18 protein-coding genes are annotated in these 26,835 nt (G+C 39.9%); 4 read left to right on the top strand and 14 right to left on the bottom strand.

What is annotated here, in order from left to right; all coding sequences use genetic code 11:
- Window positions 1–6: 6 nt before the first annotated feature.
- Window positions 7–1,794 (bottom strand): YVTN family beta-propeller repeat-containing protein, encoded by a 1,788-nt coding sequence (locus ACESQI_RS03380; protein ID WP_278511049.1) that lies wholly within the window; start codon window positions 1,792–1,794, stop codon window positions 7–9.
- Between the two features lie 484 nt (window positions 1,795–2,278).
- Between ACESQI_RS03380 and ACESQI_RS03375 the strand changes: the two genes are divergently transcribed.
- The 4 genes from ACESQI_RS03375 to ACESQI_RS03360 are packed head-to-tail and all read left to right on the top strand — an operon-like array spanning window position 2,279 to window position 9,545.
- On the top strand, window positions 2,279–5,464 hold the full coding sequence (locus ACESQI_RS03375; protein WP_025867297.1) for a TonB-dependent receptor: 3,186 nt from the start codon (window positions 2,279–2,281) through the stop codon (window positions 5,462–5,464).
- Window positions 5,465–5,485: 21 nt separating this feature from the next.
- Entirely contained in the window at window positions 5,486–7,447 is a 1,962-nt protein-coding gene (locus ACESQI_RS03370) for a RagB/SusD family nutrient uptake outer membrane protein (protein WP_373125443.1), read from the top strand.
- Between the two features lie 40 nt (window positions 7,448–7,487).
- Entirely contained in the window at window positions 7,488–8,774 is a 1,287-nt protein-coding gene (locus ACESQI_RS03365; protein WP_373125442.1) for a DUF5000 domain-containing lipoprotein, read from the top strand.
- A gap of 39 nt (window positions 8,775–8,813) precedes the next feature.
- Window positions 8,814–9,545, top strand: a complete 732-nt coding sequence (locus tag ACESQI_RS03360; protein WP_320934861.1) for a DUF4998 domain-containing protein — start codon at window positions 8,814–8,816, stop codon at window positions 9,543–9,545.
- A gap of 179 nt (window positions 9,546–9,724) precedes the next feature.
- On the opposite strand, the gene ACESQI_RS03355 is transcribed toward ACESQI_RS03360, so the two are convergent.
- From ACESQI_RS03355 to ACESQI_RS03295, 13 genes are all read right to left on the bottom strand, one after another.
- Window positions 9,725–9,985, bottom strand: coding sequence for a hypothetical protein (locus tag ACESQI_RS03355; RefSeq protein WP_373125441.1), 261 nt, complete (start codon window positions 9,983–9,985; stop codon window positions 9,725–9,727).
- A gap of 724 nt (window positions 9,986–10,709) precedes the next feature.
- Window positions 10,710–11,915, bottom strand: coding sequence for an alpha/beta hydrolase family protein (locus tag ACESQI_RS03350; RefSeq protein WP_373125440.1), 1,206 nt, complete (start codon window positions 11,913–11,915; stop codon window positions 10,710–10,712).
- A 7-nt stretch (window positions 11,916–11,922) separates the two neighbouring features.
- Window positions 11,923–14,568: a beta-galactosidase GalB gene (gene galB / locus ACESQI_RS03345; protein WP_278598925.1), complete on the bottom strand. Its 2,646-nt coding sequence runs from the start codon at window positions 14,566–14,568 to the stop codon at window positions 11,923–11,925.
- A 13-nt stretch (window positions 14,569–14,581) separates the two neighbouring features.
- The gene (locus ACESQI_RS03340) at window positions 14,582–14,938 is read right to left on the bottom strand and encodes a hypothetical protein (protein WP_195449995.1); all 357 of its coding nucleotides are present in this window, start codon (window positions 14,936–14,938) and stop codon (window positions 14,582–14,584) included.
- A gap of 69 nt (window positions 14,939–15,007) precedes the next feature.
- The gene (locus ACESQI_RS03335) at window positions 15,008–15,430 is read right to left on the bottom strand and encodes a hypothetical protein (RefSeq protein ID WP_195449994.1); all 423 of its coding nucleotides are present in this window, start codon (window positions 15,428–15,430) and stop codon (window positions 15,008–15,010) included.
- Between the two features lie 145 nt (window positions 15,431–15,575).
- Window positions 15,576–16,046, bottom strand: a complete 471-nt coding sequence (locus ACESQI_RS03330) for a hypothetical protein (RefSeq protein ID WP_007485807.1) — start codon at window positions 16,044–16,046, stop codon at window positions 15,576–15,578.
- Window positions 16,047–16,206: 160 nt separating this feature from the next.
- On the bottom strand, window positions 16,207–16,467 hold the full coding sequence (locus ACESQI_RS03325; protein WP_195660340.1) for a hypothetical protein: 261 nt from the start codon (window positions 16,465–16,467) through the stop codon (window positions 16,207–16,209).
- 179 nt (window positions 16,468–16,646) lie between these two features.
- A complete protein-coding gene (locus ACESQI_RS03320; protein ID WP_373125439.1) occupies window positions 16,647–18,620 on the bottom strand; it encodes a discoidin domain-containing protein in 1,974 nt (657 codons plus the stop codon).
- Between the two features lie 20 nt (window positions 18,621–18,640).
- Window positions 18,641–20,593, bottom strand: coding sequence for a discoidin domain-containing protein (locus tag ACESQI_RS03315; RefSeq protein ID WP_373125438.1), 1,953 nt, complete (start codon window positions 20,591–20,593; stop codon window positions 18,641–18,643).
- A 106-nt stretch (window positions 20,594–20,699) separates the two neighbouring features.
- On the bottom strand, window positions 20,700–21,491 hold the full coding sequence (locus ACESQI_RS03310) for a discoidin domain-containing protein (RefSeq protein WP_007485815.1): 792 nt from the start codon (window positions 21,489–21,491) through the stop codon (window positions 20,700–20,702).
- 37 nt (window positions 21,492–21,528) lie between these two features.
- Window positions 21,529–24,162, bottom strand: coding sequence for a TonB-dependent receptor plug domain-containing protein (locus ACESQI_RS03305; RefSeq protein ID WP_373125437.1), 2,634 nt, complete (start codon window positions 24,160–24,162; stop codon window positions 21,529–21,531).
- Between the two features lie 2 nt (window positions 24,163–24,164).
- Window positions 24,165–24,593, bottom strand: a complete 429-nt coding sequence (locus ACESQI_RS03300) for a hypothetical protein (protein WP_373125436.1) — start codon at window positions 24,591–24,593, stop codon at window positions 24,165–24,167.
- A gap of 12 nt (window positions 24,594–24,605) precedes the next feature.
- A complete protein-coding gene (locus ACESQI_RS03295) occupies window positions 24,606–26,522 on the bottom strand; it encodes a prolyl oligopeptidase family serine peptidase (protein ID WP_373125435.1) in 1,917 nt (638 codons plus the stop codon).
- Between the last annotated feature and the right edge of the window lie 313 nt (window positions 26,523–26,835).

Genomic DNA, 26,835 nt, shown 5'->3' with positions numbered 1-26,835 from the left:
TCATTTTTATAGAGAATTCACATATTCTACGAGTTCATCTATTTCCTTATCAGATACTTTTTTATCAATACCATGCTTATGAACCGTAAAAACATCTTTCATCGTAGCAGCCCTTCCGTCAAATAAGTAAGGAGCCGTACGCCATACTTCCCGAAGAGTCGGTGTATCCCATCCATTTTCAAATTCAACATCTTCTCCAATACGATGCATTTTCATATCGGTATAATAGGGTCCCGAATGACATTCGTCACACTTTAGTTTTTCATATACCTTACGACCACGCTGTGCTTTCTCCGAAAGTTCTCCATTCACCAGATATGGGCTGGGAACAGGTTTAAGATCCATCAAATATTCATCTACACAATCTGCAAAATCTTCCGGAAGATCAGTAAACTGAATCAATTTATACCCGGCACGCACAGCTACATTAGCAGAAGCACGGATACCCGAAATCATATTAGGAGGTGTGACATGCGAGAATAGTAAGCTTTTGCAGTTTTTCGGATTACCAATACCATCATTCATCAAATCCCAATTCATGCCATCTGTACGGGCATCTCCCGGATGACATCCGTTGCACGACTGCCAGTTCTGAAAACAGTGCTCTGCATCATTAAAGTACTTCTCACCACGTTGTATACGACTCTCTACCCGATTCTGTACCAAAGGCACAGCATCTATCTGATGCGTATTCAAATCAACAATATTCAATGTATCCGAAAAATAAGTAGGGACAATCGCCTTTCCATCTCTTAGTATCAAACTGCGCGGACCGTTCCCTGCCAATGCTATCCGATCCCGAAGACCATACAAAAAACGAAGATCATACGTCAATGCATCTTTTTGCGGATAAGCATTAAACTTCTGAATAAAACCGGGATAATCAATCACACTAATATCATGTGTACCGGAGTGGCTGATAACGATCTTATTATCCGCACATTTCACATCCCATATACCAGCTGCACCACGTTCGGGTTCATCCAGCAATACGGCACCCTCAAATCTCAGACTTTCCAGATTAACAATACTGATAGCACTGGTATTCATCCAACCTTGTTGTAACTGTGAAGTAGGCACCTGAAAGCGTCCCAGATTATGCGTTATCAATAAATAACGGCTATCGGGAGAAAGCGTCATACCACGTAGAGCATTACTCCCGTTAGCCAACTGGATATCGCGTACCTTATGAAAACTGTTCAAATCAATGACCGAAACACATGCTGCCACCGTATCTATATCGGCACGTTGTTGAGGAAGATAATTGGTAACGAACAAATACTTTCCATTCGGATCAAGTATAGATGATTTAGGCTCACGAAGTACTTTTACTTCACGTATCACTTTATTACTCCCTAAATCGATTTCAGAAACGGTTGTTGAGAACTGATTACAAACATATAATTTATTTGTTTTCTCATCTGCCAAAGGAAAACAAGCCCCCGAACCGGTTGGTATATATTCCTTTGAATCTCCCGTTGCAGAAAGAACATACACTCCATTCTTATCTCCAGTAACTGTAGCATAGATTTTATCCCCAGCTACAGTTACCCCACTGGGTACGGCATCCAAATCCCACTTTTGCAAACTCTCCTTCCAGTCAGACGAATAAAGGACTAATTGTTTCGTCCCTTTTTGCGATGTAATGACACCTGCTTTATACGGAGTTAACCCTGTTATAAACAAAGGATCTCCTTCTGATTGAACCGGCTGACGGAAAGTAAACCCCAACAAAACAGCAGAAGCCAATAGTGCAGAAAAAGACTTTATTCCAATATGTGTATGCTTTCTCATGGTCGATTATTTTTTATTCACCCACAAAGTTAGCCGTTAACAGCCATCACCATTATCACTATAATCTCATAGACTTATAATAGCGTATCAACTATCATAGAAAACATTTATATAACAGGATATGAGACGGGGCTAACAACTATATTTTCAGGATGAGAAAGAAGACTACGCGATACTTATTTCTTAAAAAGCAATAACTATAATATGATAAAACACGGATAAATATATTCATCTTGATCTGTTTTCTATATTCACCTATCCAACCCTCCGATTTACCAGCCAAAACTCAGTCCATTTGAAATTTTATCTCATTTTACTATCAATAGCGTCCCAAAAACGATTTAGAGACAAATCAAGCAACATTTGAAACAATACATAAAAACATCTTTTCACAATTCCATACCTTTGCAGAACCAAGTGTTAACGCACACATCGATAACATTTGTGAAATTATACTTTTTATTAATTAATCTAATTAAAGAAGATGAAAAACAATTTTCCTTTTCTAACCAAAAGGTGTAGCGCAATGCTACTATTGTTGGGCATGTTAGGTTCCTTTCCAAATTATGGAGTAACCGCTTTTGCCACCTCTCCATCCGTTCCGGGCGTCACACAATCCCGAAACATTACATTGAAAGGTACCATTATTGACGAAACCGGAGAAACTGTTCCCGGAGCTGCTATCCAGGTAGTAGGTACACCAAGAGGAGTAACTACAGATATGGATGGTACATTCTCAATTGATGTACCCAAAGGAGCCAAACTCGAAATTACGTATTTGGGTATGGAACCTCAGACAATCACAGTAGGTGATAAGAATAACCTTAGAATCATACTAAAACAGAAAGTAGACGAGCTGGATGAAGTTACAGTTGTTGCTTTTGCCAAGCAGAAGAAAGAAAGTGTGCTTGCCTCCGTATCAACTATCAAACCAGCAGAGTTGAAAGCACCTACAAGTAACCTTACCACAGCACTTGCCGGACGTGTAGCAGGTCTTATCTCCTACCAGCGTAGTGGTGAACCGGGTGCAGACAATGCAGACTTCTTTGTACGTGGTGTAACAACCTTCGGATATGCAAAGTCTCCACTTATCCTGGTAGATGATGTGGAAATGGAGTCAGAAGACTTAGCACGTCTGCAAGTAGATGACATTGCCAGTTTCTCTATCATGAAAGACGCTACGGCCACTGCTCTCTATGGTGCACGTGGTGCCAATGGTGTAATTCTGGTAACTACAAAGCAAGGTTCTGAAGGTCCAAGTAAGATTTCAGCCCGTTTTGAAACTTCTATTTCTGCTCCGACAAAAGAGGTGAAATGGACGGATCCTATCACTTATATGAATATGTATAACGAGGCTATCACTACACGTGACCCGTCTTCTCCTGCGCGTTATAGCCAACAGAAGATAGACAATACAATTGCCGGCTTGAACCCCAATGTGTTCCCTGCGGTTGACTGGTATGATATGTTGCTGAAGAACCACACAACCAACTTACGTGGTAATCTGAATCTAAGCGGTGGTGGTAAAGTAGCCAGATACTATGTAGCCGGATCACTGTCACACGATGCCGGTATCTTTAAAAATGCCAAAGCAAACGGATTCGACAATAACATCAGTCTATTCAAATATTTGCTTCGTAGTAACGTAGATATCAATGTTAGTAAATCAACATTGGTAAAAGTACGCTTGCAAGCTACAATGGACGATTATACCGGTCCGGTACATTCAGGAAGTGACCTGTACAAAATGATTTCTCAATCAAGTCCGGTAGAATATCCGGCTTATTACCAACCGGATAAAGCCAACGAAACAACTCCATACATTCTCTATGGTGGTAGTGAAAATACTTTTATCAATCCCTATGCTGAATTGATGAAAGGTTACCAGGACAGACAGAATTCTACAATTTTTGCTCAAATGGAATTGGAGCAGGATTTAGGTTTCATATTGAAAGGACTGAAACTGAGAGGTATGTTTAATACCAACCGAAAAACCAACTACAGTATTGACCGTACATATAAGCCTTACTACTTCACTGCAGGAGGTTACAACCCGGCTCAGAATACTTACTTCCTGACCTGTCTTAATCCCTCTGCCGGTACAGACTATCTGTCTGTTGGAAATGAAAACAAAGAAGTTATCAACTCCACTTATTTCCAGGGAACACTGACTTATAACCACACCTTCAATAAGAAGCATGCTATTAGTGGTTTGTTGGTATATTATTTGCGTGATGAAAAGAACTCTAAGAAAACCAGTACCATACAGTTATCCCTTCCTTACCGTAATATGGGTCTCTCAGGACGTGTAACTTATGCTTTTGACGACCGTTACTTCTTCGAAGGTAACTTCGGTTACAATGGTTCTGAGCGTTTTTCTGAGAAAGAACGCTACGGATTCTTCCCTTCAGCCGGTTTAGGATACATTATCAGTAATGAGCCGTTCTATCCGGAATCATTGAAGAAAGTAGTAAGCAAACTGAAACTGAAAGCAACCTTCGGTTTAGTAGGAAATGACCAGATCGGTGCGAAAGAAGACCGTTTCTATTATCGCTCGGAAGTTAATCTGAACAACGGTAGCTATGGATATACATGGGGAAATGACTATACCGGTCTACATTCTGTAAACGGTGTTAGTATCAATCGTTATGCCAACGATGATATCACCTGGGAAACTTCACGTAAAACCAATTTAGGTGTGGAAATCGGCCTTTTCAATGACCTCGAATTGCAGGTGGATGTTTATCGCGACTACCGTTATAATATCTTGATGTCTCGTGCTTCTCTCCCAGGTTCTATGGGATTGCAGGCTAGTATTAAATCCAATTTGGGTGAAGCAATTAGCCAAGGTATTGATATCTCTTTAGACTATAATCATGCGTTCAAAAATGGTTCTTATATGCAAGCACGTGCCAACCTGACTTGGGCAGGAGGTAAATACAAAGTATACGAAGAACCTGATTACAGCAAAACACCGTGGTTATCACGTATCGATCAAAAACTGAAACAAACATGGGGATATGTAGCCGAACGTCTTTTCATCGATGATAATGAGGTTTACAACAGCCCGACTCAATTCGGAGAATGCCGTGGTGGTGACATCAAATACGTAGATATCAATGGTGACGGACAAATTACCGCTCTTGATAAAGTACCTTTGGGATATCCTGACGAAAGCCCGGAAATTGTTTATGGTTTTGGTTTGACATATGGTTGGAAAGGTCTTGATATTTCTTGTTTCTTCCAAGGTTCTGCCCGTGAATCATTCTGGATGGACTATAATGTAATGCATCCATTTACCGGATCAGGTAGTGGAACTCAAGTAATGCAAGCTATTGCCGACAGTTACTGGAGCGAACGTAATCAAGATGTATACGCTTTCTGGCCTCGTTTGTCTTCTACTGTATCTTCAAATAACTCTCAGACCAGTACCTGGTTTATGCGTGACGGTTCATTCCTTCGCTTGAAATCAGTGGAAATTGGATATACACTCCCGAAAAAGATATTAAAGAAGCTCCATATGAACACCATCCGTATTTACTATAGCGGAACTAATTTATTGTGCTTCAGTAAATTTGACACATGGGATCCTGAAATGACAAGTATGGATAAAGGATTTAAATATCCACTCCAACGCGTAAATAATATTGGTGTTAACTTCTCATTCTAATCATACAATAAACAGATCAAAATGAAAAAGAAATATTTATCTATATTGGCCCTCTCAATGGCGCTGACTACAAGTTGCAATTTTCTTGATGTCATGCCCGACAAATTGGGAACCATTGAATATGCATTCCGTGATCAGGTGAGTGCAGAAAAATATTTGGCCACATGTTACTCATACATACCAAGCCAGTTTGCTACAAATGACGTCTATATGTATGGTAACGAAATAACCGCTTATAATAATGTTCAGACTAATGGTATGAAACTATTATTAAACGGAAATAGTGTCACTTCTGTCAGTATGGGATCATGGAACAATTTCTATCAGGCTATACGCCATTGTAACATTTTCCTTGAAAATGTAGATCAGGTACGCGATCTTGAAGAATACGATAAAGTTCGTTGGGTACTCGAAGTGAAATTCCTGAAAGCATATTACCACTGGATGCTGGTACAGAAGTATGGTCCTATCGTTGTAGTACGTGACAATCTTCCTATCACCAGTCAACCGGAAGAAGTACGTCTGCCGAGAGAACCGCTGGATGACTGTATCGAATATATTATCAGTCTACTTGACGAATGTATCGGAAGCGATCTTGACGAAGAAGAAGACTCGGGAATTCATTTGCCGGATAAGATAGAAATGGCAATGACTGAATATGGCCGTATCACCCGCCCTATCGCTGCCGCATTAAAAGCAAAAATCCTGGTACATATGGCCAGTCCTTTCTTTAATGGTAACAACAATAACTATGCCGGATTCAAAGATAAAGACGGTAAAGCATTGTGGCCTACTACTTACGACCCTGCAAAATGGACTCGTGCAGCCCAAGCATGTAAAGAAGCAATCAAATATTGTGATAAGGGAAATCACGAACTTTACCATTACACGAACCTGGGTACGTTGAAAATTTCAGAAGATACACGCAAAATCTTAACTTTCAGCCAGCTTATCACAGATCATGCCAACAATCAGGGAGAATACATCTGGTCAAACAGAATCAACCTGAGTACGAAAGATTATCAGTTCAACATGATGCCTGCACTCAATGCTTATTGCCGTACGGCACGTTTGAATTCACACTGGAATCCAACATTAGAATTTGTTGAGAATTTCTATTCATCCAACGGTGTACCTATCGAAGAAGATAAGACATGGAATGAAAACGGATGGTACAAATCACGTTATGAAGTAACACGTGGTGACGCTGTACAAAAGCTATACATTGAACAGAATTACCCGACAGCACGCTTGAATACTTACCGTGAACCACGTTTCTATGGTGATGTTGCTTTCGACGGTTCGGTATGGTTCGGAGCCGGTAGAACAGAGGAATCTAAATCCCAAACAGTCAAGGTGCTTGCCGGTGATCCGACAAACTATCCTGCCGGACGTAATGGTAACCAATACTATTCGACAACCGGTTACTTCATTCGTAAGTTGACGCCTTACACTACCTATGTTACGGAAGATACAAAGACAGAGTTTAAGGGGACAAACTATGCTTTCCCTATCATTCGTCTGGCAGACCTTTATCTGCTCTATGCTGAAGCATTGAATGAGTCATTAAATGCTCCCAATGAAGAGGTATACAAATACATCAATCTGGTACGTGAACGCGCCTTCCTTCCACCCGTTGAAGAAGCATGGGCAAATCATTCTATCAACCCGGATAAATACCTGACAAAAGATGGTATGCGTGATATCATTCAACAAGAACGTATCCTCGAACTTGCATTTGAAGGTCATTACTTCTATGATCTGCGTCGCTGGGCTAACGGTACAAAGAAAAGTAAATTCGACATTTTCGAACAATTCAATAAAAAGATTCGTGGCTGGAATGTAGAAGGAGAAACTGTAGAAGATTTCAATAAAATAAAAATTTACTATTCACCGAAGTTCACTCAGAGAGATATGTTATGGCCTATTGCTGAAAGTGAAATGATGATTAACACTAATTTGGTGCAAAATCCGGGTTGGTAATTAACCTATATCTTTTACAATATTAAAACAAAATGTAATCATGAAAAAAATATTCTTATTACTGCTCGTCGCAGGAGCTCTGTTTTCCTGTCAGGAAGAATTCATCGGACAATATCCGGTGGATAACATTCCACCCAAACCAATAACCAATGTGGAACAGGTGGAACAAGTATCGGGAGGTGCCATATTGAGTTATGTACTGCCGGATGATCGCGATTTACTATATGTACAAGCCGAATACATACTGGATACTGGCGAAAAAATGGTAGTAAAATCGTCTATGTACGGAACCCAAATCAAAATAGACGGTTTCGCCAAAGCCGAACCACGTAAGGTGACATTGTATGCTGTAGACCGTAGCCATAATTTCTCTACTCCGGTAGAATTTACCGTCAATCCAGCACAATCCGCTATTTATGACGTAGAAAATTCTATGGAGTTGATACCGACGTTCGGTGGAATGCAAGTTAGCTGGGAAAACCCGACAGGAGGAAATATCGTGATAATGGTATCGGAAGATATCATGGAAGGCTCGGATGTGCAGCAAAGTGTGGGTAATTTTTACTCAAGTTCCAAAGACGGTTCAGCATATATACGCGGATATGAAGCCGTGTCCCATACTTTCTACGTACAAGTTAGAGACCGTTGGGGAAACAAAACAGATGTTAAATCGGTGACTCTGGTACCTCTTTACGAAGAATTTATCAAACCGAAAGATGAAACACAACAGTATTTCAAAAAATGGAATGATGACCCGGATATACCTTACAGACAATATAGTAGCAACTATCCTATCGAAAGATTGTGGGATGGTAAAACAATGCACGGTACCAGCAGCAGTAATTTCTTCCATACACCTGCCGGATACCCATTCCCGGTATGTTTCACATTCGATATGGGACGCACTTTCCGTCTGAGCCGTTTCAAACTCTATCAGCGTGGTACTGCCGACTGGGTTTACAATCACGGTAATCCGAGAATATTCAAAGTATACGGTTCACCTGATGATAAAGCACGCGTGAATCCGATCAACGAAGGCGAACATCCATGGACACTGCTGGGCGAATATGAATCAATTAAACCATCAGGATTGCCAGTAGGTAAAAAGAGTTGTACGGATGAAGATATCGAAAAAGGTGCCGGAGGTGAAGATTATGACTTTACTTATGGTTCTGCCTACGAAGTACGTTATCTCATGTTCCAGATTGACAAAACCTGGGGAGGTACTGAGATGATACATATTTCCGAATTAGAATTCTGGGGACAAGACCCGAATAAAGAATCTACCCCGGAACCAGAACCGGAACCTGAAACTCCTGCCGAGTAAATAAGGAAAGAAAAAAGTAACTATTAAACGATTAAAAGAATGAAAAAGATAAATTATATACTGATCGCTGCTGTATCCGCTTTATGCGCTTGCTCAGATATGAACTCTTTGCATGATAAATACTTGGCGGATGGTGAAACGATCTATCTGGCCCGCTTCGATTCTGTGAAGATCTATCCCGGAAAAGAAAGAGTAAAAGTGCTCTATTGGCTTTCAGATCCAAAGGTAGCAACAACTACGGCTATGTGGAATATGGATAGGGAAAGCGGTGAATACGAAGTACATAAAACAACTCCGAACAATCCGGGTAGTTTCATTATCACAGGTTTGGACGAAGGAAGTTACAGTTTCAACTTCTATAACAATAATGCAGAACATGATCTCCGCTCTATCAAATACAGTGTAACAGCTATTAGCTACGGAGATTCTTATCAGAATGCAATTATTAATACCAGTCCTACTGATTTCACTTATCATCAAACACCTGATAAGTATAGCTTCAAGATAAAGACAAGGTATGAAAATGCGATAGCTTATGAAGTATGCTATACTAAAACAGATGGTACAAAGGTGACAGATTTAAGATATAACATTGCAGACTTATGTGATGAAAACGACAACATGATTTATCCGATCATGCTCGAAGGAGGAGATGATACAATGGAAATCCAACTTCGTACGGTATATCATCCGGAACCCAACTGTATTGATGAGTTTATAACCAGTTATGAGACGTATACTCTATCAAATCCGAATTTAGTTTTAGAATAGAATAAGTCAATCACACTATTTATTTGGTGAATAATGTAGAAAAGAGGATACCCGTGATGGGTATCCTCTTTGTATTATATCACTATTTATATCATTCTATATCAAACAATTATCAACATCGATACTTTATATTACAAGAGTACGTATTTAAGTCTGTGTTAAATACGTACTCTTATATCCTAAAGTACGTACTTTACAAACCATTTTAGCAATTTATACTTGAAGTACCTCTTTGACACAATGGATTTTGCAGTAGCCAATCTGGCAACACTTTCTTTTCCGTATTTATCTTTCTCCTTTTTTACAAGTTTCAGTGCTGCACACAGCAAACAACGACTACATTTCAGGTTTGAAAGAGAAAGCTTTCTCCAGTCTTTTTCAGATTCTATTTCCCAAAAGTAATCCTTCAAAAAATCATATATATTTTCAGATTCTTCCATATCCGTTTTCATCAGGCAAGGACAAGGAGAATCAGTATCAGACTCTTGCTGCCTACCAGATAAACAAAATCTGTACCTCAATATGCTCATACTCTTTATATTATTGTACAACTAAAATTGGGTACAAAAACGTACCCAATTCCAATATATAAGTTTTTCGAAGGTACAACAAACAACCCAGACCACATCTATATACTGAAAAGGTGCGTATATCGTTGATTTACAACATACAGCTCCCCATTCAGCTTAAATGTGTCTTTTGAAAGTTTCGCTGTTTTCCGAAAAACACTTAAACTGATTACTCTAAAAGCGATACTTCGGGAGTATAACCGCAAAAGTAACGAAAAGAAAATGCACTGCAACAAAAAGAAGTATTTATATGTCGCTTATGAATATATTTTATCCTATTGTAATACAATTTTAGTATATCCGACTGAAGTTTGTAATCATTTAAAAACCACAAATACACTTAAAAAAGAAAATGACAGACAAAAAAAGAGGACAAATGGCATTACACGATAAATCATTATATATCAACCAATTACATCTGTTATTTTTTTCCTCGTAGAGAATCATCCCGTTCCTCTAGGAGGAACACTCTGTTTGTCGTAGAGAAACGGAGCGATTCTCTACGACAAATAAACAAAAGAACTATAAGATATTACAAAGAGTTACTGTACGGAAAAGAAAAGCCCTATGCTGCGTAATGAAAAATCAACATTATCTATTCCTGCAAATCTCCGGATAATTGATTACCAGAGTTATCCGTAACATTTACAAACCAACGAACAACCTTTTGAGGTAATTCAACTTTCCACTCTTTACCCGAAGGAACAGCTTCTACAAAATGCCACTCACACTTCTCCTGCTCTACATTTGTATCTGTAGTATAATAGAGAACTACTTTTTGGACAGGTGATGATGAAACAGCCTTTACAGAAAGTATATTATCCTGTAACCGCAATGACTTTATTTTCGGTAATGCAGGGCCATTACACAGATAATGATCTATAAAAGTACCGATTTCCTGGTTATTCCAACCATGACCATGACCATGACCATGCCTTAATTTATACTTTATCAATACCTGCCCCTTGGAAACCAATGCAGCACTCTGCGTCATACTCGGCAGATAGAAATGTACATCATTCGTACCATTCAAAAAGAGAACCGGACATTTGGCACGCGACAGATAGACAGAAGGATCATATTGCTTTATCCACGTTTCACGTTCCAATAGAGAAAGCTTATCTAACTGCTGTTTCATCCGTCCGCTTTCAGCGAGAAAGCCACATCCGTAAACAGGAACAGCCGCACGAAAACGATGATCTAATGAGGTAGCAACACTGGTCAGAACTCCTCCCCAACTGATACCGGTAAGTGCCGTACGCTTCTTGTCTACTTCAGGAAAGCTAAGCAACAAAGAATGAGATAGTATAACATCTCCTACAGCCTGATACATCCACTGTTCCTTCAATGGCAATGTCACATCAAAATAAGGGGTATCTTTACCGTTTTCTTCAAAACCGTTCTCAATATGTTCCTTATTCGCTCCATTACCGCGGGTATCAATAGCCATGGCAGCATATCCACGACGTGCCCATAGTAACACCCATTCGCGAAAGGCTCTTCCACCCCCACCATGCACCAATACAACACCGGGGAGCTGTTTGTCTATAGAACGATCGCCTTTCAACATACCGGGTGTAGCATAAAAAGCAAAAACCTGTTTCGTATGCCCCTTATACGGTAACCCTTCAAACTGAATGGACCGGATGGAATCTTCGGCAACTACCCGATAAGCAGGTGTCTTCAGAATCTCATCACCTTCCCACGGAGTACCCTTTACATCAATATTTTGTGCTGATACACTGATTGCCAGCAAGCACATACCTGCCAGCAATCTTATTGTCTTTATTGTACTTCCCATATACAAATCACTTAACATCGGCCACCACTTGCAGACTGATCTTCTTTACCGGAAGGCCTTCTGATTCTACCGTCAGAACAGCCTCACCCGTTTTACCGGATACAGAACGAAGAATGACCAGGCAAAGCCCATTGTATGCCTCACGTTCGTGAGACTGGAAGGGAACAAAACTGGTGGCATCGCCATTATCGGTAGCTACAATCTCCACCGGACCACTAACCGAGAACTTCAACAGGTTCTTTGTACGGGGAACGGTCAACCCTTCTTTATCTACAACATCAATACGCACAAAAAACAGGTCCTTACCAGTATTTCGAAGAGTCTTCTTCTCCGGATTGACAGATAACGCAGCAGGCTGGCCTGTTGTCTTTACCTGTTGTTCCGCCCACTGTTTCCCCTCTTTATAAGCTATCGCTTTCAGTTCTCCCGGTTCATACCGAACGTCATCCCAGGTGAGACGATCATAAGAATGCTCTTTCTTCCGTCTGCCTTGCGACTTCCCGTTCAAGAAAAGTTCCACTTCGTCACCCGAAGTATAAATATGAACCGGTGTAACCTCTCCTACCCGCTCCGGCCAGTTCCAATGCGGAAGAATGTGAACCAACGGAAGTTCTTTACGCCAATAACTCTGATAATTATAGTAACGGTCTTTAGGGAATCCGCATAAATCCACAATTCCAAAATAAGAGCTACGGGATGGAGTTTTTATTTTGCCTAACTCTTCCAACTCTTTTTTTGCCGCCTCCAATTCCACGGGATCAGAAAAATTCAATAGATTAGTCAGATCTTTATTATAAGGCGTAGGTTCTCCTAAATAATCGAATCCCGTCCACACAAATTCTCCACTCATAAACGGATATGCCTCATTCATTTTGAACTGTTCTTCCGGCATACATCCCCATCCGATAGTTGTCATATCATACGAAGAGAGTTGAAAACCGGAACGGCTGTCGTTCACATTCTTCGTCACCGGGAAGAAATATTCTCCACGGGAACTGGTAGCCGAAGAGGTCTCGCTGGCGTGATAGCGGCGTGTAGGATTCTGCTCTTTAAACAAAGGATATGTCTTATGATAATAATTCAGCCCGAATATATCCACCTGATTGACAATATCACGATAAATCGCATCCCGTTTGTTGCATCCCAAAGAAGTAGGACGCGTAGGATCTTCATCATGACTGTAAGCAGTAAGATTACGGGCAATCTCTATACCCAGATCTGTAACCTGATCGTGTACCTCATTACCGATACTCCACATGATCACTGACGGATGATTCCGGTAATGACGAACCAACGAACGCATATCTGCTTCATTCCAATCATCAAACAGGATATTATAATCATTTTTCCGTTTCCCTTTATGCCAGCTATCCACAAACTCCAATTGCATCATCAGCCCCATACGGTCACAAAGAGCTACTAATTCAGGTGCAGGTGGATTATGTGAAGTACGAATTGCATTGGCACCCATCTCTTTCATTATACGCAACTGGCGTTCGGCTGCCACTTCATTGAAGGCTGCCCCCAATGCTCCGAGATCATGGTGCATGCAAACTCCTTTAATAGGCACTTTGCGGCCATTCAACATAAATCCCTGATCGTGAGTAAACTCAATCTCACGTATGCCGAAAGGAGTTTGATAACGTTCTACCTCACGACCGTCTACTTCAATGCGGGTCACTGCCACATAACAGGCGGGAGATTCAATTTCCCACAATTTAGGATTAGGCACAACAAAACCAGACTGTAACTCCGTAGTAGCTTGTTGCTCTATCTTCACTTTCATCGCAGGGCAGGAAGCCACCTTAGTGCCTTTAGGATTTCCTGTCTCGTCCTGTTCATAAATATCAGTCTTCACGCTTGCCTGCACACTCTTCCCCGTATTATTTTCCAGTTGGAGGGTCATATCCATCACTGCTTTATCAGTAGAGATCTCTTTGTTACGGATAAAGGTTCCCCATTGTGCCACATGTACAGGAGACGTTTTCACCAACCATACATTCCGGTAGATTCCCGATCCCGGATACCACCGGGAAGCATCGTCCGGATTATCCAGACGGATAGCCAGTGTATTTTTCTTTCCGGCTTTCACATAAGGAGTCAGATCAAGACGGTAAGAAGCATAACCATACGGCCATCCGCCGACAAATTGCCCATTACACCAGACAGACGAGTAAGACATCGCCCCATCTATATCCAGATAAATTTGTTTTCCGGTATCTTTGGGGCTCAACTCAAAGGATTTACGATACCAGCGTATTCCCCAATAAGGCAATTTTCCGGTAGCTCCTACATAATCTATATTGAAAGGCCCTTCAATAGCCCAGTCATGCGGAAGGTTCAATTGTCTCCAGCTACTATCGTCAAAATCCGGTTTCACGTAAGCCACCTCGCCTCCCGGGTTTCCTGCCGGACGAATATGTTTCTGCCCCGATTTGATAAAATCATTGGCACAAGGCAGTAAATAGGGTTTCAGACGTGAATAATGCAAAGTACTATCAGTTCCACTGGGATCATTCTCCTGATATCGCCAGTCTCTATTCAAGTTTATACGCTCTTGCGAAGCAACTTCATTGCTCCACGAGAGAAAATATACACTCAACAAAATAAATATAAATGCCTTTCTCATCTTTAATAGTATAAATAGTTTCATACTGTTTTATTAGTTAACGTTTTTCCGTTTTTCCTTCCGCTTGCCTTTCTAAAGCAATAACGACATTACCTGTGCAACACTTGTATTTTTTTTTCACTTTATTATATCCCTCTTTTTCAAGAGAGAGTGAGATTTTAGGACAACCAAATATACCACCTGTCATTGAGGTAATTTCAAAATTTCCAAGACTATCCGTATATATAGCCCTGTTTCTGCTGTCTTCTTTTGCCATTACTCTTTTTACCATTACCTTATTTATTGGCAATCGGGTTTCAGAATCAACCACAACACCTTGTATATGTTGTAAACAATCACAAGAAGTAAAAGCTACAACTATAAACACCAATATAGTAACCTTTATGAATTTCATATTTTTATTTTTAAGAAAAAGTGTATCACTCCAAGTCGCACAAAAAACATCAGTACATGCAAGTATTATTTATTTACAAGAAAAATCAAAATAATACCCTTTCTTAGTAGTTACAAATAATACTCCATCTTTCGGCACATTGGGAATCCCTTTTTTCTCTGCTTTTGCTTTTGAAATTAGTTTTGTATTTTTCATATTCGTAAAATCAAACCGGTTTCTAAAGCAATTCACTTTTTTCTCCTCCCTGATTATTATATCATTTAAAATCAATAAAGGGAAAATAAAATGATTATTTACACCTGCCCTTTTCTTATATTCTTCAATACTTTTATCGCTTGTTAATGGATAAACAAGAAGAGCGTCAATAGCTGAAACTACTATACTGTCATCAGAAGCAATCTGAGAAATAGTTTGCAACTTATTATTATTTTGGCATATGCTATTTGCAACACCAACCACTAAAAATAGTAGAACAAAACAGATCCTTATCATTTGAACATTTTTATTTGTTTAATTACACCAATACTTCGGAAAACATCTAAAATTGACAGTCATTCAAAATATTCAATTGTTGCCAACAGATCATTATCAAAATTCCATATCATATAAGAAACATCAATCATTTCATACTTTTTCACTAATGCTTCTTCTTTAATCTTTTAACAACTTTCTCTATTGGTATTACAAATATATCCCCATCAGTAATAGCAGCATCATAACCGCCACTTTCTACTCTTTGAGCAGCATCAAAAATATATAAACTACTCAAAGTGGAGTAGTTATGGTCAAAACGCCTACGAGTGTCTCTAAAATATTCTATTTTACTTTCTGAAAAACCAACCTTTTTCCCAACAAGATTAAAATCTAACGTATCTACTTTAAAAATAAAATTTAAATATCTTCCCTCATACTCATTGAGTACTAAAGCACTATCCATTCCCATTTTGTTCATATTTTCCAGTAAACTTTTGGGTATTTCTGAAAAACTACGCACTTGTAATTCGTACCTTTGTCCAGATTCATTCACTCCATCAGAAGCGTATTTATAAATAGAGGAACAAGCAAATGCCAACATTCCCAAACATACTATTAAAAATAATTTCTTCATACTGTTTCAGCGTTTAAAAAATCAATTCAATAATGCACAAAGCCTGTTTATTCACAAAAAAAATCAAAATAGTATCCTTTCTTAGTGGTTACTAACAATGCTCCATCTTCCGGAACATTAGGAATACCTTTTTTCTCAGCTTCAACTTTCGAAATTTTCTTTATCTTTTTATTTTCGTTCTATCAAAATGATTACGAAAACAATCTACCATTTTTTCATCTTTTATTGGCACATTATTTATCACTAAAAGAGGATAAACAATAGGGTATATGGTCTTTTTCAAATGAATATCGGTAACAAGTGGAAATACAATCAACAAAGTTCCCGTTCGTCCTTGTAAGGCAGTGTCATTTTTTTCACTTGTTTGTCCCAGTATTGAATGAGAAAAACACATCAATAGTAATAAAATAAAGTATTTCATATTGGTCATTTAACAATGTCTATTCATATCGTATCATTTATTACTCTTTGTCCATTACGCATAATAACATCACAGGGATTCTTCCGTTTATCTGCATCTCATCATATATTTTATCAATTAATACTTCAAATTTCTATAAATACCAAATTTCATGAAATATATAAATTGATAAAATGTTATTATTCTTTTACTATCTTCACCACACAACCTTGACCATCTATCGTCTCCATCAGTACAACATAGATACCGGCAGGTAAATGAGACACGGAAATATTTTCCTCATAAGGTTGATTTAACATGATGCGTCCACTAAGATCAGCAATCCGTACAGTTTTAAGTTCCCGTTCTGCTACGATGTTCAGTATATCTTTAACAGGACCGGAAATAAGAATATTATCCTTTCCTACAGTAGTTGATGGTGTAATGGCCGTGGGGTCATATCCTCCATAACGGGTAATGTTGATGGGGTGAGCATCCAAATCATCTGCATAGCCGAAAAGACGGCTCTTCATATATAGAAAATGCCCCATACGACCTACTTCGCCTGTCACGTTTCCTCTCATTTTCAAGTTATATTCCCAAAATTCCGGATCGAAGTATGACATCTGTATCCATCCCGGTAGAGTATTGTCTCTCCTATCTTTAAGTGCTGTCTCTTGACCATTCACGTGATCGGAAACCGTACGAGTGGTTTCATCCCACATGATATATTTCACCGTATTAATAAATGTCTGCATTTTGTCAAGCGTTACATTTTCAAATAAATCACTTTCGTAAGCTTTATAATATTGCAACATAGCATAGGAAGAATGATCGAAATCTTCTACTTTAGTTCCTCCATTCATATGATAATACCAAAGATAACAGTTCTTGGTCTCTCCGTTTACCGTCACCTTTACAGGCTTTAAGGTTTCAGCCTGTCCATCTATAGAAACCTGCACCACCTTCTTATAAAGAGCTTGTTTCTCGGGATTGATACCTAACACAGCATAACATTCCAATGCTTTATGGAAAGCATTCAGAGCCATCGCTTGCTGGTTGACAGGAAATCTATATCCAATGGCTTGTCCTAACCAGTTCCATTCCGGACAATTGGGCCAGTTGAGCGTATAGGTATCAGTGACAAAACGAGGTACATAAAACTCATCCATCACCTCATCACACATTTGAATATATTTCATGGCACGATCCCGATAGGTAGTACCAAAATCAATGTAATTCTTCTTATCACTTACCGGTGCTTGCTGATCCAGTAAATCCGGACTAAGTAAAATCAAATAGGCACAGAAGTAAATATGTCCTAAGATATCTCCATTTTCAGAAGCAGAATACTTCTCCAATTGCTCTCCCTCTGTTTTGTCTTTATTAGGCCAACACTTTTCTACACACCCGGTCCAAAGAACACGCTTTTCACCTCCCTGCTGATCATTACGACAATTAAGCATATAATCGCAATGCCTTATGAAAACATCCAAAATTTCTTTGTCACCTGTTGTCTTGTACATCCAAGCAAGTCCTTCCGCACCAATCCCTTGTTTACCATAAACCAATTGATTTCCAATATTTGAAGTCGGTAATGGAAATTTGTTTGTTTTAGCAACATAAGCCTTAAAATAATCCACCTCTGATTTGGTCAGTGGCCCTCTGGGATCTTCAAAATACATGCCCTCTCCTAAAATAGGTTTAGATACTTCTGCCACCTTATTAAATACACCTATTTCATAAATACTGGGTTCTGAGGTAGCTGACTTAATATAAAGTCGCAAATAACGTTTGTTTTGAGGAGCCAATAACTCTAACACTTCATCCGACTCAATAATTGTTCCCTGAGCGGCAATAAGCCACTTTTCACCGTTATCGGAAACCTGGATCTGGTAACTGGATACACGAGTTCCATACTCTTTTATTACTACCCGATCAAATTCTACAGAAGTACCGAAATCTACTTGTACCCACTGATCTGTTGTGAGTTTTTCCTTTGCCGACCAACGCGACGCAGCATTTCCGTCAAAAGCATTCTTAGCTTCATAAAGATTACTCCAAGTAGAGCTTGCTGAATATGTTTTATTTAAAGCAAGATTCACCGCCTGCCCTTGTACCACAAAAATTGCAAATCCTAAAAGGAAAATAAATGAAATTGCAAATCGTTTCATACTGTTTATTTTATCTTCAATTATTGTTTGATAATCTTTTTAATAATAACACTACCATCCATCGCCTCAAGCCGTACCAGATAAATACCGGATGATAAATGAGCTACCGACACTTCCAGCTCAAAAGATTGATTGATCAATACCTGGCCATCCATACCAATAACCTTCACGGATTTCAATGGCAATCCGGTCTCTATGAACAATCTGTCCTTCACCGAACCGGATACGTAGATACTCTCTGAAGCAGTCTTAACCGATTCTATCCCCGTACCTTTACCATAATTGGATAAATCTATTGGAGAAGCCGTAAATCCTTTTACACCAAACATTTTACTTTTAGCATAAAGGAAGTGAGCCATCAGTCCCGGATCGGTCGCCGTATTCCCCGGCATAGTGAGCAGATAATCATATAATTCGGGATCTACAATAGAAAGAAGTACCCAACCGGCTTTTGCAGCAGAAGGACGCTTTTCCGAACTGGGGGTAGTTCCATCTACTTTATGAGATACCGTATGCGTAGCTTTATCATACATCACATACTTAAAAGTATTTGAAAAGCGAATAAGCTTCGCGGTATCTAAGTTAGTAAACAACCCGCTATCCAATAGTTTATAATAAGTTTGCATTGTGAATGCAGCATGTCCGTAATCTTCTACAGTGTTGCCTGCCATATGGTAATACCACCGGCAATATTCCTGTGAAACTCCATTCACAGTAATCCTTCGCGTTTCCAGTGTTTCGTGTTGCCAATCAATAGAATTCTGTATCACTTTCATATATTCTTCCTTCTTCTCCGGATTAATGCCAAGCACTTCATAACATTCCACAGCTTTCTGGAATCCATTTAAAAGCATCATCTGCTGATTCACCGGAATACCACGTCCATTGCGATCTGCATAGAAAGTTCCCATAGCTCTCCACGCAGGAGTATTGGGATAGTACATTCTACCATCTTTTGCAATAAGTTTTTCAACAAACTCCATTCCTTCATCGCACATGGCAATGAACTTCTTTGCTCTGTCCAGATAAGTAGTACCCCAATCTGTCAGTTTATCACTTGCCGGAGCTTCAAGAGCGTGCAGTTCGGGACTTAATAAAATAAGGTATGCACAGAAGTAGATATGCCCTAGAATATCTCCGTTTTCCGATCCGGAATAAGGTTGATCAAGTTCCCCCATAGCCTTATTAGGCCAGCATTTCTCAACGATTCCGGTCCAAATAGTACGCTTATCTCCACCAGGTTGGTCATTGCGGCAATACAACATATAATCACAATGGCGAATCAGAATATCAAGAATTTCCCGGTCTCTTGTAGCAGCATACATAAATGCCATACCTTCAGCAGCCAGTCCGATACGACCATACACCAGCGTGTTTCCAATATTATTAGTGGCAGGTGAAAGCCCTTTCAGGTAAGCTTTATAATAAGTTAGTTCCACATCAGTAAGTGGTCCTCTCATATCTTCAAATTTCATAGTTACACCCAGGTCTGGCAAGGGAGTCTTTTGATAATAAACTCCCATTTCATTAATAGTAGGTTCTCTTGTGGCCAAAACAATAAAAAGACGGACATAACGACTGGTTACCGGTTCAAAAGAAATAATTCCACCGTCGGGAATTGAACTATTCACCACAGCCACATCCGTCCATAGCACTGTATCATCAGAAACCTGTACTTTAAAAGAACTGATACGTTTTTCATTTTTATATTCCGTCACAAGAATACGATCAAACAAAGTAGCTTCCTGTAAATCTACCTGTAACCATTGATCGGTGGCAGCATTCTTTGCTGCGGACCAACGGGAGTTGTCTGTGTTGTCTCCGTCAAAAGCTTTGGATGCCGGAAAACGGCTGTCATATATTGTACTTGCTTCGGATGGTTTATTGAGCGCCAGATTGATCACATTGCTCTGAGCATAGGTTGTAACCGATAATACAAAGAATATCAACGATAGTAGTAAAGGTTTTCTCATGATAGTAGATATTAAATTAAAAAAAGAAAAGGCCAGCTTACCGTCTGTTAAATGCTCCCGATAGACAAAAGAGCCCGATTATACGGACGGTAAGCTGACCATCAAATTACTTTTTCACGATTTTACGGGTAATAAGAGTTCCTTCTGATGTTTCTAACTGAACCAGATAAACTCCTGATGAGAGATTAGCAACAGAAATTGTTGAATTGAAAGGTTGCTCGATAACGGTACGTCCGCTCAAATCGATTACTTTTACAGAATTCATAGCTTGTGCAGTTTTAATCTGAAGTTGCTCGCCATCTACATTCAACGAAAGAAGTTTATCGGCATCGGTAGACATAATACCTGTGTCAAGGCTGGGATCATCATAAATTTCCATTTCACAAATACTCGGTTCATCCAACACTTCTTTCTTTTTATCCCAAGACTCAATTATCCAAAGACGTACATAACGTTTTGTTATACTAGGGAAAGTTATATCAGGCCATCTACTAGCATTATTAGAAATTCCTTCAAAAGTTTGTTCTGTATCTGCTACAATAGGTTCCCAACTTAATTCGTCTTCAGCATTATCAGTAACTTCAATACGATATTTTGTGACTTTATTACTAAATTCCGTAATTATAATTTTATTAAACTGAAGAGATTCTCCCAAATCAACCTGCAACCAGGAATTTTCACCTGTAGGAGTAGCATCTGTATGATTTGCTGCACTCCAACGCGAATCTTTGGTTGCAACTCCGTCAAAAGCATAGCTTGCCCCTAAATTATCCCGGTACTGGGAACTTGCCGTAGCTGTTTTATTCAAAGCCAAATTTGTCAACGGTTCTTCATCTTGTGCCTGAACGGACGCAAATCCCATAAATAAAATACTTGCCAATAATGTAATCTTTTTCATAATGTTATTTTTTTAGTGAAACAATATTATTTTAAGTCTATCTTTCAAATCTCATCAGATACCCACCGGCTGTAATTCCTTCCATTATCAGGTGTGGTTTTACCAAATTATCAGGAGTATAAAAACGGATAACCGCTTTCCCGTCAGCATCTGTATTTAGTGCCGGATTCCAATAAATAGTACTTCGAACATCCGACTTTTGATTACTTATCTGTGCAAGGGTTTCATACACCGGATGATAAAATTCAACAGCTTTGTTGTATCCTTGTGTGGTAAACACAGTCAGACCCGGTGAAGCTTTTGCTTTTACCTCAGCACCCGTGTTCAACATAATAAGAATAGCACCGGCAGAAGCTTCAGGACCTAAAAAACCGGCAGAAACACTTTTTACAATTTCAATAGATTTGATATCATTAGCATCCAGTCCTCTAAGTGATTCTACTGCATCCTCCCCTTCAAAGCGCATTTCGTCTATCAGGAACAGGGGTGCACGGGTTTGTCCGGATAGCGTAATAAGATCACCTGATACCCTTACACCGGGGACACGCATCAATATATCGTATCCGGTGGAACCGCCAAAACGTCTTAGTTCTTCACCCGTAGCCCGATAATCTGCCAATCCGCCATATACGCTGGAAAAAGCATTTGCATCGCGCTTTGAAGCAGTGATAGTAACCTCGTTCAAGCGCACTACCTGCATGCCTCCTTCACTCAGATAAGCATTACGAACCATATTATCGTATTCCTGAAATTTACGGTCCTCCTCAGCAATTACCGGAAATGGGTTATGAGGTGAGAAATAAGGAAGCGAATCTACGCGCAGAAACACAGTAGAAAGTCCGGCCTGGCTTCGTGCTTGTGCTACGAACGTAACCGTGTCACGATATTCAATTCCGTCAAATACAAAGTTTCCCTCCTCGTCAGTATAGGTAGTAGCAGAAATTCCCTGCGAAGGAGCCATCAGTGCAACAGGGCATCCCTTGGCCTTTCCACCGAACATGGTAGTCGCCTTTCCGGTGACGGTTTGCCCTCCCTCCATAAAGTAATCAATCTGAATAGTAGGCAGCTCTGCTATATTATCATGACGGAAACGAGTCCAACCATGGGTAAGCATTAATAAGTCGGTATTGTATTCCGTACGGGCATCTCTCTTTAGAAAATAGTAACCAGGATTTTCTATATATCCTTTCAGATCAGAAGTTAACAAAATATCGGAACGAATATTACCGGATAATGTATCCGGAATGACCAGACTTTTATCTGTCAGGCTAACAGAGAAAACACCTTGAACCGGCGTTCCTTGCAGATCTGTGAAACGAAGCGGAATCTCTACTAACTTACGTCGTTCCGGGAGTTCAGGGAACGGATTCATATCAAGATTCACCAACTCTTCGGGAACCACAAAGACAAGGCGCCGACTCAATACAGTACCGCTACTATTGGCCAACAGTAACTCTGTCAACCCCTCGGACAGTTCCGTTTCACGGAAACGACCGGAAGCACGATCAGAGGTCAGAGGAAGAAAAACAGTTAAATGTCCGCGAGTGTGCCCTACCAGATAAAGTGTATCGTTCCATTGTTCCTGCGATGCCTTCAAAATATTATACTGTATAATCCCTTTCCGGTGAGTCACACTTAACTGACGTCCTTTGGTTTTCACCTCCGGCAACGTAAACTCACGATACATTACGCTGTCCAATGAAGCTTTTACACGATATTTCTGTCCGGCAACCGGAAGAAGGGTAAAAACACCCATCCCGTCATGTTCCGTCCGAATACAGGTAATCGTATCTCCGGCTTCATCCAATAAGAAGCCATGTATTTCACAGCTATGACCATCTTTTTGCTGAGCTTTAAAAGCTACTCGTTGGCGACTTCCGTCCAACAGGTCACCCCCTTCGGGAAAGAAGCTCAAAGCAAACTCTTTCTTCCTGTCTCCCAATAAGGGTACATAAAATGTCTTATCGTAATTGTAAAGATCATCCTTAAACGTAATCTCAATGGCCCGTTCACGGTCCTGCTTTTCAGCAAGCGGTATATCAAAACTAATTTCCCCCTGTGCATTGGTACGACGCGAGTAGCGTTCGGCCTTTTTACGCATCACAGTAAGCCAGCTTTGTACCTGAATGCCAGACAAAGGTTTGTTCGTTTCATCCGTGAAACGGATAACTGCCGTACAATATCCCTCTCTCGAAGAGTCCTCATAACGAACGGCCGACTGGATACTTCTGTCAAGTGCATTACCGATACGCAAACGACGGTAATAAAAGTAGTCCTCACCGGCATTCAACATCCACTGTGTAAATGCTCTCATGTAGTATTCTCCTGCCGGAATATCAGCCGGAAGCAGAATACTGCCATGAAAGCCTCCTTGTTCTCTCCTTACCTTATGTTTACTGATAACCTTGTCATCCCGGTTTATTAATTCTACATATACAAAATTGCTCTTTGTATACGGAATATGAGATACTGCATCCACCAAATAACCTTTCCAGTAAATTCTCTCACCGGCAGCATAATATGGCTTATCAAGATGCAAGTACAACTTCTCCTGTGGATAGGCTGTATGTAACTGAAAGTAATTGCTTACTTTTTCCTTCAAATCTTGTGCTGCCGTATCTCCGCATATTGCTGTTAGTACAATGATGAGGATAAAGAGATTCCGTTTCATGGTTACTGTCCTTTAATAACTCGAACTGAATAAGCTACTATATTCTTTTTATTATAAGAGGTGACTGTATAGGTACGCGGGTTACTGAAATCCGCTAATACTCCCATCTTCGGACTGATAGTTGCTGCGGAAGAGGTGTTAGAAAGCGTACCGACCAATTTCAGATTAGTCACATCTGCTTCCGGTTTTACTGTAACCAAGATCTCTGTATTCGAGGGATCTTTAAGATGTTCTTGTTTATTAGCATCGGTTATAAGTACCGGAATATTTGTACTGACAACCACATCATTTCCTTTGGCATCAGTCATTTTTACAGCAGTGAGATAAGCACCGGTATCAATACCGGATACATCAGGGCCCTCCTCTTCAAAATCCACACAGGCGGATAATAATAACAGAGTAGCACAAACAAATAACTTCAATGTTCTCATAGTTCTTATTGTTTATTGATTAATTAGTATATTTCGGATGACACATTCGTGTCCTTTACTATTCTTATTCTTCTCTTTGGAGATACGAACCGTCAGTTTATGTTCCCGCTCCGGATCTAACTCCGCCTCTAACACATATGCCCAGGGAATATAAAGGTTCTTACTCCACTCGGTATATGTGTCAAGCTTTTTATATGGGGCATTGTCCACACTGTACTCCAATGTCCCTGAAAAAGGGCCGCAGACGCAAAACAGACCTACGGCCCTACCCTTAAATGAAAAACTAAAAGTAGAATTTATGGTATTTGAGTAAAGCATCGGCACATTAACAAATCCCTTACGGGTATGGGCTCCATTATCCGGTTTCCACGAAGCAATATGCTCCCATCCTTTAGAAAGCTTAACCTGACTGATATCAGCAAATGAAGCATTATAATAACTGTTCACATCCAATGGAGGTTCGGGTACAGAATGTGCTTCAACTGCATCAGAGACAGAAACACGACTCCACATTTTATCTAACAGATGTGCCAGAGAGGCTGCATAAATCTTATGTCCCGGTTCTGCCGGATGAATACCACCAAACTGTTCCCAATCGAATTCACCGGCAGCAATACGATCGGACACTTCATGTGCCAGATGAACAGAGGGAATCAAATAATAATTAGCCACGCGTTCATGGTTCAGAATTACATCCGGTACACGTCCTTTCGGGTACATTTCCAGAAAAAGAGTATGAATAAAGTGAAGCATAACGATATCCGTAGATGGATTTGCCAATAAAGCATGTCGTACTATCCCCTCCATACCACGTACCTGATCAATAGCACAAAAATAATTGACATGGTCATTCACTGCTGCTTCTACAAACAAAAGATCAATATCACCATGCCGGAGTACATCCTGCTCGAATCTATAAGAATGCGGAGTCGTTCCTGTAGAAGATATGCCGGCATCTATAAACTCGAACTCAGTGAAAGGGAAACGCCGCCGGAGATAGTCTTTAGTCAACTCCCGCCAACCACGCATCTCAGTAATAGATCCACCTAGAAAAGCGACCCGTCCTTTACGTTCTTTTTCAAAACGGATGAAGGAATTTTTCAATGTACCCCGTTCATTCAGATATTGCTTTTCTTGATAATCGGGTTGATTACGGCAGATAAAATCAACTACAGGTTCAGGATTTTCCAAACTATGGGGATGATGATCTGCTCCCGATTTAATAATTAACTCTACAGGAGCCCCCAACTGTTGATAACGGTCACGTATCAACTTCATATTATCCCTGAAAGGCACGACACGATCGCTATCACCACAAACGGCAATAACAGGGACCTGCTGAGAAGCCAAAGGAGCCAGATTATCAAGAGGATTTCCTTTGAAATTGTCTTTATCCACAGAAGTCATTCCCCATTCTTTAAGAAAATCATTCCAAAGTTTACTCTTCTCACCCGGCCAGCTGAACATATCACAAACCGGATTGTCAAGATAGAGACAAGCTACCTTATCCGGATTGGCTATTGCCCAGTTCAAGGCATAATATCCGCCACGACTAAAACCTTCAAGAGTTACTTTGGGAGAAAAATGCCAGGCAGAAAGCAGATAATCATAAAACTTTCTTCCCTGCTCCACTGCCTGAGGACTACCATAACGGTGAGTCATATCATAAAATACCACATGAAAACCTTTCTTCAACAATGCTTTGTCTACTGATGGGAAAGCACCCAAAAAAGCAGGACGCCATATCCAAGGTTTACCGCTTATTACAGAATCGGGACACACAATTGTAGCATGGCTTCCATCAAACGTAAAATCATATCGGACATGCCCATTCCATACAGATTGTTTAACATCTATATTTCCAGCATACAATACAGCTGGCAAGTTTAATAATAAAAAAGATATAAGAATAATTACCTTGTTTTTCATACAACAGGACTACATTGGTTTGTGTACAAAGAAAGCCGATCTAACAGAAACACAGGATAACTATTATTTCAGATACTATCAGAAACATATCATATATGAGAGTGAGACAATAGTGACAATGAAATGAGACAATAGTAACAGAAAAAGGGAGAAGGGAGAAGGAAGAGGGGAGAAGAAAGCAATCAATAGTACTCTTTACCATTACACGGCGGTATTCATTGATTAAGTCGGGGAGAAAGATATCCGCGGACGGTATACAGAGTTGTTTTACATGTACATCTAAAGCAGTACGACATGCACATGTCATACTGCA

Source organism: Bacteroides sp. HPS0048 (assembly GCF_964240755.1).
Classification (GTDB): domain Bacteria; phylum Bacteroidota; class Bacteroidia; order Bacteroidales; family Bacteroidaceae; genus Bacteroides; species Bacteroides nordii.
This window is presented reverse-complemented; position numbering and strand designations above follow the sequence as displayed.

Excerpts from the sequence above, each read along its gene's own strand:
- ACESQI_RS03380 (WP_278511049.1), bottom strand. The coding sequence starts at position 1,794 with ATGAGAAAGCATACACATATTGGAATAAAGTCTTTTTCTGCACTATTG.
- ACESQI_RS03375 (WP_025867297.1), top strand. The coding sequence starts at position 2,279 with ATGAAAAACAATTTTCCTTTTCTAACCAAAAGGTGTAGCGCAATGCTA.
- ACESQI_RS03370 (WP_373125443.1), top strand. The coding sequence starts at position 5,486 with ATGAAAAAGAAATATTTATCTATATTGGCCCTCTCAATGGCGCTGACT.
- ACESQI_RS03365 (WP_373125442.1), top strand. The coding sequence starts at position 7,488 with ATGAAAAAAATATTCTTATTACTGCTCGTCGCAGGAGCTCTGTTTTCC.
- ACESQI_RS03360 (WP_320934861.1), top strand. The coding sequence starts at position 8,814 with ATGAAAAAGATAAATTATATACTGATCGCTGCTGTATCCGCTTTATGC.
- ACESQI_RS03355 (WP_373125441.1), bottom strand. The coding sequence starts at position 9,985 with ATGGAAGAATCTGAAAATATATATGATTTTTTGAAGGATTACTTTTGG.
- ACESQI_RS03350 (WP_373125440.1), bottom strand. The coding sequence starts at position 11,915 with ATGGGAAGTACAATAAAGACAATAAGATTGCTGGCAGGTATGTGCTTG.
- galB (WP_278598925.1), bottom strand. The coding sequence starts at position 14,568 with ATGAAACTATTTATACTATTAAAGATGAGAAAGGCATTTATATTTATT.
- ACESQI_RS03340 (WP_195449995.1), bottom strand. The coding sequence starts at position 14,938 with ATGAAATTCATAAAGGTTACTATATTGGTGTTTATAGTTGTAGCTTTT.
- ACESQI_RS03335 (WP_195449994.1), bottom strand. The coding sequence starts at position 15,430 with ATGATAAGGATCTGTTTTGTTCTACTATTTTTAGTGGTTGGTGTTGCA.
- ACESQI_RS03330 (WP_007485807.1), bottom strand. The coding sequence starts at position 16,046 with ATGAAGAAATTATTTTTAATAGTATGTTTGGGAATGTTGGCATTTGCT.
- ACESQI_RS03325 (WP_195660340.1), bottom strand. The coding sequence starts at position 16,467 with ATGAAATACTTTATTTTATTACTATTGATGTGTTTTTCTCATTCAATA.
- ACESQI_RS03320 (WP_373125439.1), bottom strand. The coding sequence starts at position 18,620 with ATGAAACGATTTGCAATTTCATTTATTTTCCTTTTAGGATTTGCAATT.
- ACESQI_RS03315 (WP_373125438.1), bottom strand. The coding sequence starts at position 20,593 with ATGAGAAAACCTTTACTACTATCGTTGATATTCTTTGTATTATCGGTT.
- ACESQI_RS03310 (WP_007485815.1), bottom strand. The coding sequence starts at position 21,491 with ATGAAAAAGATTACATTATTGGCAAGTATTTTATTTATGGGATTTGCG.
- ACESQI_RS03305 (WP_373125437.1), bottom strand. The coding sequence starts at position 24,162 with ATGAAACGGAATCTCTTTATCCTCATCATTGTACTAACAGCAATATGC.
- ACESQI_RS03300 (WP_373125436.1), bottom strand. The coding sequence starts at position 24,593 with ATGAGAACATTGAAGTTATTTGTTTGTGCTACTCTGTTATTATTATCC.
- ACESQI_RS03295 (WP_373125435.1), bottom strand. The coding sequence starts at position 26,522 with ATGAAAAACAAGGTAATTATTCTTATATCTTTTTTATTATTAAACTTG.